Origin of the sequence: Bradyrhizobium sp. SBR1B (assembly GCF_014198205.1) — a bacterium.
GTDB lineage: Bacteria > Pseudomonadota > Alphaproteobacteria > Rhizobiales > Xanthobacteraceae > Bradyrhizobium.
On sequence record NZ_JACIHC010000002.1, the window covers coordinates 229188 to 243521 of the forward strand.

General features: G+C 65.2%; 12 protein-coding genes. 1 reads left to right on the forward strand and 11 read right to left on the reverse strand.

Going from position 1 to position 14334, the window contains the following annotated elements:
- Positions 1-93 precede the first annotated feature (93 nt).
- The 4 genes from GGD61_RS05710 to GGD61_RS05725 form a co-directional block, all read right to left on the reverse strand.
- Complete coding sequence (locus GGD61_RS05710; protein ID WP_091958410.1) at positions 94-921, reverse strand: outer membrane protein; 828 nt, start codon at positions 919-921, stop codon at positions 94-96.
- A gap of 226 nt (positions 922-1147) precedes the next feature.
- On the reverse strand, positions 1148-2395 hold the full coding sequence (locus GGD61_RS05715) for an MFS transporter (protein WP_177237055.1): 1248 nt from the start codon (positions 2393-2395) through the stop codon (positions 1148-1150).
- Between the two features lie 288 nt (positions 2396-2683).
- On the reverse strand, positions 2684-4027 hold the full coding sequence (gene glmM, locus GGD61_RS05720) for a phosphoglucosamine mutase (protein ID WP_028140521.1): 1344 nt from the start codon (positions 4025-4027) through the stop codon (positions 2684-2686).
- A gap of 220 nt (positions 4028-4247) precedes the next feature.
- Complete coding sequence (locus tag GGD61_RS05725) at positions 4248-4415, reverse strand: hypothetical protein (protein ID WP_162832259.1); 168 nt, start codon at positions 4413-4415, stop codon at positions 4248-4250.
- Positions 4416-4531: 116 nt separating this feature from the next.
- Between GGD61_RS05725 and GGD61_RS05730 the strand changes: the two genes are divergently transcribed.
- Positions 4532-5668: an alpha-hydroxy acid oxidase gene (locus GGD61_RS05730; RefSeq protein ID WP_018318289.1), complete on the forward strand. Its 1137-nt coding sequence runs from the start codon at positions 4532-4534 to the stop codon at positions 5666-5668.
- 119 nt (positions 5669-5787) lie between these two features.
- Here the strand turns inward: GGD61_RS05730 and GGD61_RS05735 are convergent, their stop codons facing one another.
- From GGD61_RS05735 to GGD61_RS05765, 7 genes are all read right to left on the reverse strand, one after another.
- Complete coding sequence (locus tag GGD61_RS05735; RefSeq protein WP_092254998.1) at positions 5788-6414, reverse strand: hypothetical protein; 627 nt, start codon at positions 6412-6414, stop codon at positions 5788-5790.
- A 57-nt stretch (positions 6415-6471) separates the two neighbouring features.
- A complete protein-coding gene (locus GGD61_RS05740; RefSeq protein WP_092255001.1) occupies positions 6472-7311 on the reverse strand; it encodes a shikimate dehydrogenase in 840 nt (279 codons plus the stop codon).
- A 70-nt stretch (positions 7312-7381) separates the two neighbouring features.
- Positions 7382-9124 (reverse strand): SulP family inorganic anion transporter, encoded by a 1743-nt coding sequence (locus GGD61_RS05745; RefSeq protein ID WP_092255004.1) that lies wholly within the window; start codon positions 9122-9124, stop codon positions 7382-7384.
- Positions 9125-9219: 95 nt separating this feature from the next.
- On the reverse strand, positions 9220-9492 hold the full coding sequence (locus GGD61_RS05750; protein ID WP_026201995.1) for a helix-turn-helix domain-containing protein: 273 nt from the start codon (positions 9490-9492) through the stop codon (positions 9220-9222).
- 306 nt (positions 9493-9798) lie between these two features.
- Positions 9799-11847, reverse strand: a complete 2049-nt coding sequence (locus tag GGD61_RS05755; RefSeq protein WP_183230420.1) for an elongation factor G — start codon at positions 11845-11847, stop codon at positions 9799-9801.
- Between the two features lie 209 nt (positions 11848-12056).
- On the reverse strand, positions 12057-12536 hold the full coding sequence (locus GGD61_RS05760) for a DUF992 domain-containing protein (protein WP_018318295.1): 480 nt from the start codon (positions 12534-12536) through the stop codon (positions 12057-12059).
- Positions 12537-12702: 166 nt separating this feature from the next.
- Positions 12703-13905 carry a pyridoxal phosphate-dependent aminotransferase gene (locus GGD61_RS05765; protein WP_092255902.1) on the reverse strand — a complete coding sequence of 401 codons (1203 nt, stop codon included), beginning with the start codon at positions 13903-13905 and terminating at the stop codon, positions 12703-12705.
- Positions 13906-14334: the final 429 nt, after the last annotated feature.

Below are 14334 nucleotides of genomic sequence, written 5' to 3' on the forward strand. Positions count from 1 at the left end.
CTTCATCGCTACTCGCCATGAAAAATACGCAAAGCAAAACGGCGCGGGATGAATCCCGCGCCGTTAAGAAGTCCTAACCGATCGAAGTATCGATCAGCCCTTGGTGACGAGCGGCGGCGCGTAGACCGGCGGGCTGCTGAGATCCCAGCGCACGCCGAGCTTGATGTCGTGCGAGGTGAGCTCCTTGACCTTGATCGAGGTCGGGCCGGAGGCGCTGTTGTCGAACAAGCGGTAATTGCCGGGCGCGGCGTCGCCGAGGTTCATGTAGCTGTAGGCCAGTTCGACGGTGAATCCGGGATTGACCTTGTAGGCGAGACCGGCGTGAGCGGCCCAGGCGAGGTTCCACTTTCCGTTATCGGCGAAGTAGGCAACGCTGTTGTTGAGCAGCGGGTTGTAGGACACGCCGTCGTCGCGGAAGCCGCTGATCTTGTTGTAGGAGCCGCCGACACCGGCGCCGATGAACGGGGTGATGCACCACCAGGTGCCGAGGTCGACATAGGCGTTGGCCATCACGACCCACTCGGACTTGCTGCCGCTGTAGTTGTTGACGCCGACGAAGCCGGGTCCAACGACGTTGTCGCTGCCGTGCAGATTGGATTTGCCACGATACTGGCCGATCACGTCGGCGCGGAACCAGTTGTTGAAGCGATAGCCGACGCCGAGATCGAACAGCCCCGCCGAGTCGAAGCCGAGCCCCTCCGTCGTCTTGGAATAGCCGGCCGGCAGGGCGCTATCGATGCGCTTGGCGCTCTGGTTGGTCATGCCGATGTCGCCGCGCAGATACCAGCCGCCGAAGTCCGCGGGCGGAGCCGGCGGCGCGTACATGGGAGGGGGCGCCGCGATCGGCATATCGGCAGCGAACGCCATCGACGAGATCAGGGTTGCCGCACCCGCGGCAAGGAGAGACTTAACGCTACGCATTGGCTTCGTCCTTTTGGCCGGTGAGGCAAATACGCAGGCCTCACGTTCTGGAAACTCACGGAGCGGACGATGCCAGCAAATGTTTAAGCGCCACTTAACCCTAATTTTTAAGGTTGATTTTTCCTGACTGCTCGCGCGCACGGATGAGAAGCGTTGCAAAATTGCAGCGCCTGGCGCCGCAATTGCTAACGATGTGTAAAGCCGCAGTGCAGCGGGAGAGAATCCGTTAACGCGCGTGCCGCGGCAGCTTGGGCAGGAACACCGCAAGCAGGCCGATCGCCGGCAGGTAGGCGCAGACCTGGTAGACGAACTCGATCGAGGTGTGGTCGGCGAGCTTGCCGAGCACGGCGGCGCCCAGGCCCCCGATGCCGAACGCAACGCCGAAGAACACGCCGGAGATCATGCCGAATCTGTGCGGCACCAGCTCCTGCGCGAACACGATGATCGACGACGTCGTCGAGGAGATGATCAGACCGATGATGACTGACAGCACCGCGCTGCCGACGAGCCCGGCATAGGGCAGCGCCAGCGTGAACGGCAGCGCGCCCAGGATCGAGATCCAGATCACGATCTTGCGGCCGAAGCGATCGCCCAAGGGACCGCCCAGAAACGCGCCGACCGCGTTAGCCGCGAGGAAGATGAAGAGATAGATCTGCGCTGCCTGCGTCGACACGCCGAACCGATCGATCAGGTAGAAGATGTAATAGCTCGACAGGCTCGAGACGTAGAGCTGTTTCGAGAACAGCAGCGCGACCAGCACGAGCAGCGCGACGGCGACGCGGCGCGAGCTCGGTGCGTCGGGATGGGCCTGAACCGCCGCTGTCTTCTTCGCCTTGATCTGCGGCGCGTACCAGCGGCCGATGCGCCAGAGGATGAGGATCGCGAGGAAGGCGATTGAGGAGAACCAGGCGATGCTGCCCTGCCCGAACGGCACCACGATCGACGCCGCCAGCACCGGCCCCATCGAGGTGCCGAAACTGCCGCCGAGTTGGAACACCGATTGCGCGAAACCGTAGCGGCCGCCGGAGGCGAGCCGCGCAATGCGCGCGGATTCGGGGTGAAACACCGCCGAGCCGAGACCGACCAGCGCGGCGGCGACGAGGATGACGAGATATTGGTGCGCGGCGCTGAGCAGCAGGAGGCCGAAGAAGGTCGAGGCCATGCCGACCGCCAGCGAATAAGGCTGCGCCTTTTTGTCGGTGTAATGTCCGACCACCGGCTGCAGCAGCGAGGCCGTAAACTGGAAGGCCAGCGTGATCATGCCGATCTGCGCGAAGTCGAGCGCGTAGGTGTCCTTCAGGATCGGATACACCGAGGCGATCAGCGACTGCATGGTGTCGTTGAGGAAGTGCGAGAAGCTGATGCCGGCGAGCACGACATAGGCCGGCCCGGCCGCTTTGGCGGCGGGTGCCACGTCAGCGACGACGACGGGCTCGGTCAGCGTTTCCTCTGAGACGACAACAGGCTTGTTCAATGCAGCATCCCGGCGCGGCAGATTGCCGCGACCTCGTAGGTACGATGCAACGCGCGATGGAACCACCGCCAATCGCAAATGGCTGGAATGCGCGCGCTCTGCCGCGAGCAGCGCGACCTGCATGGTTCAAGAGGCCCGCTTTCACGGGCTCCTCACCATGAAGGTCTGGATCTCGCCATGAAAAGGGTGGGCGAAGGCGCCCTTGCGCCGTGCCCACGATCCTTCGATACGGCCACAGAAGCGTGGGCACGCTTCGCTTTGCCACCCTACGGCAGGGTGCTTGGGACCTCAGGCCGCCGCCTGGCCGAGCGCGAAGACGATGGTGTCGACGACGTCCTCGACCAGGATGCGGTCTTCGCCCTCGCCCATGACGCGGATCACCGGCTCGGTGCCGGAGGAGCGGATCAGGAGACGGCCGTGGCCGTTGAGCCGTTTCTCGCCGTCGGAGATCGCAGACTTGACGTCGGAATCATCGAGCGGCTTGCCGCCCTTGTGGCGGACATTCTTGAGGATCTGCGGCAGCGGATCAAAGCGGTGGCAGACTTCCGACACGGGACGGCGCAGCTTCTGCACCACCGCGAGCACCTGCAGCGCAGCGACAAAACCGTCGCCGGTGGTGGCATAGTCGGACAGGATGATGTGGCCGGACTGCTCGCCGCCAAGATTGTAGCCGCCGTTCAGCATCTGCTCGAGCACGTAGCGGTCGCCGACCGGCGTGCGGACCAGATCGAGCCCCTGCCCTTTCAGGAAACGCTCGAGGCCGAGATTGGACATCACGGTGGCGACGATGCCGGGCCGCGACAGGCGGCCGTCTTCCTTCCAGCTCTGCGCGATCACCGCCAGGAGCTGGTCGCCGTCGACGACATGACCGCGCTCGTCGACCAGGATAACGCGATCGGCGTCGCCGTCGAGCGCGATGCCGATGTCGGCGCGCATCTCGCGCACCTTCCGCGACAGTGCTTCCGGCGAGGTCGAGCCGCAATCCTTGTTGATGTTGAAGCCGTCGGGCTCGACGCCGATCGGCACAACGTCGGCGCCCAACTCCCACAGCGCTTCCGGCACCACCTTGTAGGCGGCGCCGTTGGCGCAATCGATCACGACGCGCAGGCCGTCGAGCGAGAGGTCGCGCGGCAGCGTGCGCTTGGCGAATTCGATGTAGCGGTCATGCACGCCGTCGATGCGGCGGGCGCGGCCGAGGCTCGCGCTCTGTGCCAGCCGCTTGTCGATGGGCTCGTCGAGCAGCTGCTCGATCTGCCGCTCGACGTCGTCGGACAGCTTGAAGCCCTGCGGGCCGAACAGCTTGATGCCGTTGTCCTCGAACAGATTGTGCGAGGCCGAGATCATGACGCCGAGATCGGCGCGCATCGACTTGGTCAGCATCGCAACCGCCGGCGTCGGCATCGGGCCGACCAGCAGCACGTCCATGCCGACCGAGGTGAAGCCGGCGACCATCGCGTATTCGATCATGTAGCCGGACAGGCGGGTGTCCTTGCCGATCACGACCCGGTGGCGGTGATCACCGCGCTGAAACGCAAGGCCTGCGGCTTGGCCGACCTTGAGCGCGAGCTCCGGCGTGATCAGTCCGTTAGCGCGGCCCCGAATCCCGTCCGTCCCGAAATATTTGCGACTCATATCGTCCCCCGAGCAACAACCAGGGGATCCCCTCTACAACCACGGGCTGCCCGAACGGGACCCGCATCCCTGATTTGCTAAACGTCTTATAATGCCTATGGGGCTAACTTGGCTTCAAAAAATATGATGAATCATTACGGAACCGGGGCGCCGCCGCTCCGACAACGTCTTGTTAACATTATATTTCCTACCCATGGCGCCGGTCGGGGTGGAACCCGATTTAATCGCTGCGCTTGACGTGGCCATCGCCGCGGCTCGGCGCCGGCTGGGTGACGTTGACGGGATCGGAGCCCGGAAAGGTCTCTTCCAGACCCTCTTCCAGGGCTTCCTCGAGATCACGCTTCTCCTTGATCTCTTCCGGCGAAGGTCCAGCGTGCGGCTTCGTCATGGCGCCCTCCTGCAAAACGGTCTGCAAACGGATTTGGCTGTGCATCCAACCATGCTAGATGACCCCGAAATCTTCCGATGCAAGACTCTTGGTAGAAGACGGGCCGGGGAACGATCATGAAACATATCACCTGTATCGACGATCTTCGCACGCTGCATAAGCGCCGCGTGCCGAAGGCGTTCTTCGACTATTGCGATCGCGGCTCCTATGCCGAGGAGACGCTGCGCGCCAACCGCGAGGATATGCAGGCGATCAAGTTTCGCCAGCGCATCCTGGTCGACGTCTCCAAGCGCGACACCTCGACCACGATCCTCGGCGAGCCCTCGACCATGCCGCTGATACTCGCGCCCGTCGGCCTGCTCGGCATGCAGCATGGCGACGGCGAAATTTATGCCTGCCGCGCCGCGCAGGCCGCCGGTATCCCGTTCACGCAATCGACCATGTCGATCTGCTCGATCGAGGACATCGCCGCCAATGTCGAGAAGCCGTTCTGGTTCCAGCTCTACGTCATGAAGGACCGCGGCTTCATCAAGGAATTGATCCAGCGCGCGATCGCGGCCAAGTGCAGCGCGCTGGTGCTCACCGTGGACCTCCAGGTGATCGGCCAGCGCCACGCCGACATCAAGAACGGCATGACGGTGCCCCCCGAATGGTCGCTGTCGAAGCTGCTGGATTTCGCCAGCAAGCCCGGCTGGGTCTCCGGCGTGCTGCAGGGCAAGCGCCGCACCTTCGGCAACATCGCCGGCCACGTAAAGAACACCGAGGATCTCAATCGCCTCGCCGAATGGACGGCCTCGCAGTTCGACACCTCGCTGAACTGGAAGGACGTCGAGTGGGTCCGCAGCATCTGGCCGGGCAAGCTCGTCATCAAGGGCATCCTCGACGTCGAGGACGCCGAGGAAGCCGCCAAGACCGGCGCGCAGGCGCTCGTCGTCTCCAACCATGGCGGCCGGCAGCTCGACGGTGCGCCGTCCTCGATCGAGGTGCTGCCCGAGATCGCCGATGCGGTCGGTGACAGGATGGAGATCATGTTCGACGGCGGCATCCGCTCCGGCCAGGACGTGATGCGCGCGCTCGCGCTCGGCGCAAAGTCCTGCATGCTCGGCCGCGCCTATGCCTACGGCCTGGGTGCCGGCGGCCAGGCCGGCGTCGCCAAGGCGATCGACATCATCCAGAAGGAGCTGCTCACCACCATGGGCCTGTGCGGCGTCAACCGGATCGACGAGATCGACGATCATGTCATCGCGATGTGACGGCAGCGGCGGTGCCGTAGGGTGGGCAAAGCGTAAGCGTGCCCACCAATGTGCGCAACGTGAGGAAGACGTGGGCACGGCGCTGACGCGCCTTTGCCCACCTTACGTTTGTTTTCTCATCACATCGGCGGCGTCAGGCCGTCGCGGCCGACGCTGACGCGGTTGGTCTCGAACGAGCCGTCGGGCAATTGCTTCATGAAGGCGATGACCTTTGCTCCGGGCTTCAACTCGGATTTGTCGCTCGGCACGAAGGTCACCACCGGCGTGTTGTCGGCGACGAACACCTTCTTCTCGCCGTCCTTGTACTTGACCAGCAGCGTATGGCCGTCATTGCCGACCACGCTCTCCGACACCGTGGCGTTGGTCATGCTCGAATTCGGCTTGAGGTCATAGGGCCGCGAGCCCTCGCCGGTGCCGCGCATGCTCTCCGGAAACACGTGGACCTCGACCGCGTTCTGGCCGCCGTCCGGTCCGGGCACCGTGGTGGCGCCGACGAAGGAGCCGACCTTGATGTCGGCGAGTGAAATTTTGGTAATCCCCGAGACGTTCACGTCGGGAGCGATGCGTAGCTTGACGTCCTCACCGCTGCGCGACTTGACCTGCATCGTGTCACCATTGACGCTTTCGATCGTGCCGCGCACGCGCGTCGGCACCGGTGCCCTCTGCGCGTAGGCATAGAGGGTGGAAGCGGCCACCATCGCGACGGCGATCAGCGGACGTGTGAAAGTTGCACGTTGAACAGACATGACGGTCTCCGATTGTCCCCCAGGAATGGAGAACTCCGGACGACGCGTGCTATTCTCTCAAGTCTTTGTGAGATCGGCCTCGACCAGCGCCCGCAGCTCGGCCGTGACCTCCGGCCGCCGGCCGAACCACAGCTCGAAACCGCGCACCGCCTGGTGCAGCAGCATGCCGAGCCCGTCTGCCGTCTTCAGGCCACGCGCCGTTGCGGCGGCGAGCAGCGGCGTCACCAGCGGGACATAGACGAGGTCGGCGACCACCGCCGCCTGCGGCAGGCGCGCGACATCAACATCGAGTGAGGGCTGGCCGTGCATGCCGAGCGAGGTCGTGTTCACGAGAAGTTTTGCGCGCGGCAGCACGTCGTCGATCCCGTCCCACGTCACGGGACGCACGTTCGGCCCGAACTGTCTTGCCAGCGTCTCGGCCCGCGCGATGGTGCGATTGGCAAGATGGATGTGCTTGATCCCGCGCTCGAGCAGGCCGAACACGACCGCCCGCGAGGAGCCGCCGGCGCCGAGCACCAGCGCCTCCTCGGAGGCATCCCAACCGGGCGCGCTGGCGTCGAGATTGCCGATGAAACCTTCGACGTCGGTGTTGGTCGAGCGCAGCTCGCCGTCGGCAAACCACAGCGTGTTCGCCGCGCCGACGGCCTTGGCGCGCGCATCGGGCGCCGACAGCGCCAGCACCTCTTCCTTGTGCGGGATGGTGACGTTGGCGCCGACGAAGCCGCGCAGCGACAGCCGCAGCACGAAATCCCTGAGATCCTCGGGCGGAACCGCTTCGATGACATAGCCGCCGGCAATGCCGAGCGTGCGCAGCCAGTAATGATGGATCAGCGGCGAGCGCGAATGCGCGGCCGGCCATCCGATCAGACAGGCTGCAGGAGCTTTGGGCGCGGTCATCTTTCCCTCGGGTCGTTTCCGAGGCGATCCATTTCGCGTCCCGTGGGGCCTGTCAAGCGTGCGGACGTCGCTAGTCCGCCGCAGCCTCGTCGGCCGCCCGGCCCTTGATGTCGGCGATCGCGCGGTCGAGGCTCTGGCGATAGCGCGCCCGCGGCGGCGTCACGCCATGGGTGAGCAGCGCGCGGCGGACAGCGGGCGAAGCCCCCGTGATGAACAGGCGGATGCCCTGGCGGTGCGCCTTGGCGGCGACGCGGCCCAGCACGTTGGCCGCCGTCGAATCCAGGAACGGCACCGCGGCGAAATCGACCACGAAGGCCTTGCGCCTGTCGGCGACCTCGTCGAGCACGCCTCCGATGGCGGAGGCCGCGCCGAAGAAGAACGCGCCGGTGATGCGATAGACCAGCACGTCGCGATCGACCGCAAGCGCAGGATCGTAGCGAACGCGATCGCCATTGCCGTCGTCGGGACGATCGCCGGCGACCAGCGGCGAGCGTTCCTCGATCCCCGTCATCTCCGCCATGCGATGGATGAACAGCACGGCGCCGAGCGCAAAGCCGACCAGGATGCCTTCGGTGAGATCGCGGAAGATCGTCAGCAGGAAGGTCGCGAGCAGCACGACGGCGTCGCCCCATGACGAACGCAGGAGCGTGGCGAATTCGTGCTTCTCCGCCATGGTCCAGGCCACCACGACCAGCACCGAGGCGAGCGCCGCCAGCGGAATGTAGCTTGCGAGCGGCGCCGCGATCAGCATGAACAGCAGCAGAAACACGGAATGCAGCATTCCGGCCAGCGGCCCGCGCGCACCGGCGCGAATGTTAGTCGCGGTCCGCGCGATCAGGCCGGTGACGCAGATGCCGCCGAACAGCGCCGAGCCGATATTGGCGGCGCCTTGCGCCACCAGCTCGCAATTGGAGCGGTGACGGCGCCCGGTCATGCCGTCGGCCACCACCGCCGACAGCAGCGATTCGATGGCGGCCAGCAGCGCGAACGCGATCGCATCCGGCAGCACGGCGCTCGCCTTCGCGACCGAGAACGCCGGCAGCGCCGGTGACGGCAATTCGCGCGGAATGCCGCCGAAGCGCGACCCGATGGTTTCCACCGGCAGCGACAGCACGGCACACGCAACGGCCGCGATCACGACCGCGATCAGGATGCCGGGCCAGGACGGCCGCCAGATCCGCAAGGCCGCGATGATGGCGATGCTGACGATCGCGACCGCGACGGCGGATGGATTGATGGTGTTGAGACCGCCGGCGAGCGCGACCAGCTTTGGAACGAACTCGCTGGGCTCCTTGCCCGCAAGCGTGATCCCGCCGAGATCGCGGAGCTGGCTGGCGAAGATGATCACGGCGATGCCGGCGGTGAATCCGACCGTGACCGGATAGGGAATGAACTTGATGTAGGTGCCGACCCGGAGCAGGCCCGCAGCGATCAGGAACACGCCCGCCATCAGGGTGGCGAGGATGACGCCGTCAACGCCGTGACGCTCCGCGGTCGCTGCAACCAGGACGATGAAGGCGCCGGCGGGTCCGCCGATCTGGAACCGGCTGCCGCCGAGCAGCGAGGCGATGAAGCCGCCGACGACAGCGGTGTAGAGACCGCGGTCCGGCGTCACGCCCGAGGCGATCGCGATCGCCATCGACAGCGGCAGCGCCACGATCGCAACCGTCAGGCCCGCGAAGACATCGGCGCGGAAGTCCGCGACGCCGTAGCCTTCACGCCAGACGGTGACGAGCTTTGGCAGATACAGTTCGGCAAAAGTCGGCTGACGCAGCTGGTGCAGCCGGCTTGCGTGATCGCTTGTGATGCTCATGCTCCGCTGCCCCACAATGCTCCACCGCATCGTGCGGCCGCGATCCGGACGCGACGGTGCGTTGGTTCAGTCTGCTCCGGGCAAGACCCGCAAGATCAAGCCCCCACCCGGCGCGGCGGCCCGGGCTCCTTCAGGCGGACGCCACGCCCGCCGCTGTCGCTGCGGACCTGCTCGCCGATCAGCTCGACGCCGGCCCGGTCGAACGCCTCGACCACCTTGATCAGGGTCTCGACCACGCCACGCACATTACCGGTGCTGGCCTCCATCCGCTGGATGGTCGGCAGCGAAACGCCGGCGAGCTCGGCCAGGGTTTTCTGGTCAATGCCGAGCAGCGCGCGGGCTGCCCGCATCTGGAACGACGTGATCACCTTGGCCTCACTTACCAGCACTTATAAATGATATCTGAGACGTGTACAATGATGTAAAATACATCATATCGGGCTGAAGGCAAGAGGTTGCCCTTGCCCAGCTACGCCGCCGTAATTGCGAGGACCCTTGCGACGAAGCAATCCAGAATCCTGCCGCGGCACGACTCTCTGGATTGCTTCGCTTTTGCGGTTGGGGCGCGATCACTTGAAACGCCGCACGCGTAGAGACGGCCCCTCACCCACCCTCTCCCCGCGAAGAGCGGGGAGAGGGTGCGAGAGCGTGCGCCTCTGACTAAGCCAGCTTGATCACGCCGCGTGTTGATGCGCGGCGATGATCTGGTCGGCGGCACGGCCGGTGACTTCGGCCATGTGGTCGAACGTGCGGGTGAAGCTGCCGGCGCCGGCGGTGGCGGAGCGCAGCTCCACGATCAGTTCGCCGATCTCGGCTTCCGGCATCATGGCACGGACGCTGTCCCAGCCGCTCCAACCGTCACGCGTGTCGAAGCCGAGGATCTGGCCGCGCCGCGCCGACAGGATCGCGTTGATCTTGGCGGTGGCGTCGGTCGGACAGACGATCTCGACCACGTGGATCGGCTCCAGCAGCACCGACTGACAATGCGGCAGGCCCTCGTTGAGTCCGATCCGCGCCGCCGTGCGGAAGGCGAGATCTGAAGAGTCGACGCTGTGATAGGAGCCGTCGGTCAGCGTCACCTGCACATCGGTGACGGGGAAACCGAGCGGACCGCGCGTCAATCCGTCGACGACGCCTTCTTCCACCGCGCCGATGTAGTTGCGCGGAACCGCGCCCCCAACAACCTTCTCGGCGAACTTGAAGCCCTCGCCGCGCGGCAAAGGCCTGATGTCGAGCACGACGTCGCCGAACTGGCCGTGGCCGCCGGACTGCTTCTTGTGGCGACCGCGCTGGACGATCGGCTTGCGGATGGTCTCCTGATAACCGATGGCGGGTGGATGCGAGGTGATCTTGACGCCGAAGCGGTCGCGCAGCCGCTCGCTGGCAACGCGCAAGTGCATCTCGCCCTGTCCCCACAGCACGGTGTCGTGGGTCTGGGCGTTCATCACAATGACGAGCGAGGGATCCTCCTCGTGCAGCCGCGTCAGCGCCTGGCCGAGCTTGACGTCGTCCTTGCGGTCGGTGGCCGCAACCGAGATCGCGAGCACCGGCGGCGTCGGCTCCGAGACCGCGAGCGCCGCTGGCGGGGTCTTGCCGCTCGAGACCGTGTCGCCGGTCTTGATCGGATCAACCTTGGCGAGCGCCACCGTGTCGCCGGCTTCGGCCGCGGCACGCTTGGTGTCGTAGGCGCCGTTGACGGCGAGGATGCCGGAGATGCGGCCCGCGCCTCCGGAAGCGGATTGCAGCGTGGCGCCGTCGTCGAGATGGCCGGCGAGCAGCCGCGTCAATGACAGTTTGCCGCCATGCTGCGAATGCAGTGTCTTGAACACGAAGCCGAGCGCGTCCCTGGTCTCGGGCACACCGAGACGTTTTGCGGTCTCCGCAATGCCCGGTGCCTCGTGACGCAGCGCCTTCATCAAACGCAGCACGCCGTTCTCGCGCGCGGCAGCGCCCAGCAGCACCGGGCAGATCAGTCCCTCGCGCAATTCGCGGGCGAGATCGTCGAACACGGCATCGCGCGGCGGCTGGATGTCCTCGAGCAGTTGCTCCATCAGCGCATCGTCGTGATCGGCGAGCTTCTCCAGCATCGAGAAGCGGGCTTCCTTCTCGCGGTCGAGATTGCCGCCTTCTAGCGCGACCACCTCGGAGGCCTTGTGCTCGCGATAGATGAAGGCGCGTTCCAGCGCGAGATCGACGAAGCCCTCGATCAGCTCGTCCTTCCAGATCGGGATCTGGCGCAGCACCAGCGGCACGCGGGAGGCGGGCTGCAGCATTGCGAGCGACTCGCGGATGCGCTGGCTCGCGCGGTCGATCTTGTTGAGGAACAGGAAACGCGGGATCTTCAGCTCCTCCAGCTCGCGCAGGATGATCTGAAGCTGCGGCAGCTTCTTCTCGTCGGCCTCGCAGACCACGATCGCGGCATCGACCGCAGGCAGCGCGGCGCGCATGTCGTGGGCAAACTCGACGGAACCGGGACAATCCAGGAAGATGTAGCTGTCGCCCATGAAACTCGTGGTGGCGGCAGTGAGCCCGACGGTCATCTTGTGATGACGGGCCTCGGGCGCAGCGTCGCCGACGGAAGTTCCGGCGTCGACACTGCCGGCACGCGGGATTGCGCCCGTTCGCGCCAGTATTGCTTCGAGAAGTGTGGTTTTACCGCTTTGGAAAGGGCCCACCAGCGCGATGCACCGTGGACCTCGGGGACTTCTGACGTCTTGTCCCATTCGCCGCCTCCTTGGTGTGGAGCTCGGCCCATGATTGGGTCGGCAACCGCAGATGCTCTGCCCGTCCCCGAGATTTGGCAAGCATCAAACGTCGCTGCGGTGCGTCGTCGGCTGGATTAGGTCTTAACGCGGCGAGTACGGCTGTCGGCCGCGTGTTCCACCTCTCCCCGGCGAGGAGAGATGAAAGCAGCAAACACCGTCGTCGGGCGTCAACGGCCCGGACGAAGTTCCAGGCTCTCGAGGCCGGCGGCAATGTTGAGGCCGACCTGTCCCTGCACGCTGAGCGGTTGGAGCGCGATCGAATTGTTGGAGCCGCCGACCAGCACGTTACCGCCCAAGCCGACACCGACCGAGGCGCTGCCCTGCGCGCCGGCATAATTGCCCGAGAGGTCGCCGGGGCCGAGCCGGTCGACGGGCGCGAACACGCCCCACGCCAAAGCCGTCTCCTGGGTGATGCCGATGTCGAGACCGACTTTGCGGATGGTCGCGACGTAACGATCGTCGGGCAGACCGTCGGCGCGCAGCACGCAGCCGAGATGGGTCACCGATCCCACGATGAAGCCGACGCTGGCGCCGCCGCGGCATTCGAGCACGCCCACCCGCGCCATCCGCTGCTGTGCACTGCCGCCCACGCTAGAGGCAACGAGGCTGGCGGCGGCGAGCCCGGCGAAGATGAACGAACGGCGCATAAAAATATCTCCGGCGATGAAGGGATGCGAGCAGAGAGCGCCCCACTCGCTTTGCGCGTCTATGCCACAACAGGCGTGGCCGGGCCAGATCGTGCAGAGGGATTGGCGTGCAAACAACAAAAAGGCCCGCCGAGGCGGGCCTTTCCGATCGTTCATCGCGACGCGATCAGCGCAAATTACCGCAGAAGCGCTGGATGCGCTTGCAGGCGTCTTCGAGATCCGAGGTCTTGGTCGCGTAGGAGATGCGGAAGGCCGGGCCAAGGCCGAAGGCCGAACCCTGCACCACCGCGACGCCTTCGGTCTCAAGGAGCTCGGTGACGAAGGTCTCGTCATTGTCGATCACCTTGCCGGACGGCGCGGTCTTGCCGATCGTGCCGGCGCAGGACGGATAGACGTAGAAGGCGCCTTCGGGACGCGGGCATTCGATGCCCTTGGCCTGGTTGAGCATGGAGACGACGAGGTCGCGCCGCTCCTTGAACACCTTATTGTTGGCGGGGATGAAGTCCTGCGGACCGTTCAGAGCTTCCACCGCGGCCCATTGCGCAATCGAGGACGGGTTCGAGGTCGACTGCGACTGGATCGTCGACATCGCCTTGATCAGCTGCGCGGGGCCACCGGCATAGCCGATGCGCCAGCCGGTCATGCAATAGGCCTTCGACACGCCGTTCACGGTGAGCGTGCGATCGTAAAGTTTCGGCTCGACCTGCGCGACCGTGGTGAACTGGAAGTCGTCATAGACGAGATGCTCGTACATATCGTCGGTCATCACCCACACATGGGGATGCTTCACCAGCACGTCCGTGAGGGCCTTCAGTTCCGAACGCGTGTAGGCGGCTCCCGTCGGGTTCGACGGCGAGCACAGGATCACCCATTTGGTCTTCGGCGTGATCGCGCGCTCGAGCGCCTCGGCCTGGAGCTTGAAGCCGGTCGCGGCGGTGCAGACCACCGGCACCGGCTCGCCGCCGGCGAGCGCCACCATCTCGGGGTAGCTGACCCAGTACGGCGCGGGAATGATCACCTCGTCGCCCGGATTGATGGTCGCCATCAGCGCGTTGTACAGCACCTGCTTGCCGCCGGTGCCGACGATGATCTGGTTCGGCTTGTAGGCAACGCCGTTCTCGCGCTGAAACTTGGCGATGATGGCTTCCTTCAGCTCGGGAATGCCGTCGACCGCGGTGTACTTGGTCTTGCCGGCCTCGATGGCGCGGATCGCAGCCAGCTTGATGTTGGCGGGCGTGTCGAAGTCGGGCTCGCCGGCACCGAGACCGATGACGTTGCGGCCCGCCGCTTTCAGCGCGCGTGCTTTATCCGTGACCGCGATGGTCGCGGACGGCTTCACACGGTCGAGCGCAGCGGCAAGGAAGGACATCGTCATCTCCTGACAAGCGTCGAAAAGCCCTAGGCCTCACGACTCTGATTGTGGGAATGAGATACCCTAAAACGTGTGCCGCTGCGCCGCAAGAAACTTCGGCCCGATCTCGGAAAAACTTACGGATTTGGAGCGGTTCAAGCCGCGATTTCCAGCAATTTTCCGCAACTTTACCGCGCGAATCGCTCATATCCCGGAAGGCTTGTCCTCGGAGCAATTTTGCGTGTTGCGTGCTGAAGCGCCGTCATGGCCGGGCATAGCCGTCCGAACGACGGCGTCGCTTCTGCTCGCCTGTTTCCCGGCCATCCACGCCTCGCCCCGGCACGAAGAACGTCGATGCCCGGCGCACTGGATTGATGACGGCGCTCTCCCCCAATCGCTCGCCCTGCGCACAATCGCGCGAGCCAAGCGCGCGCATGCTGACGCAAG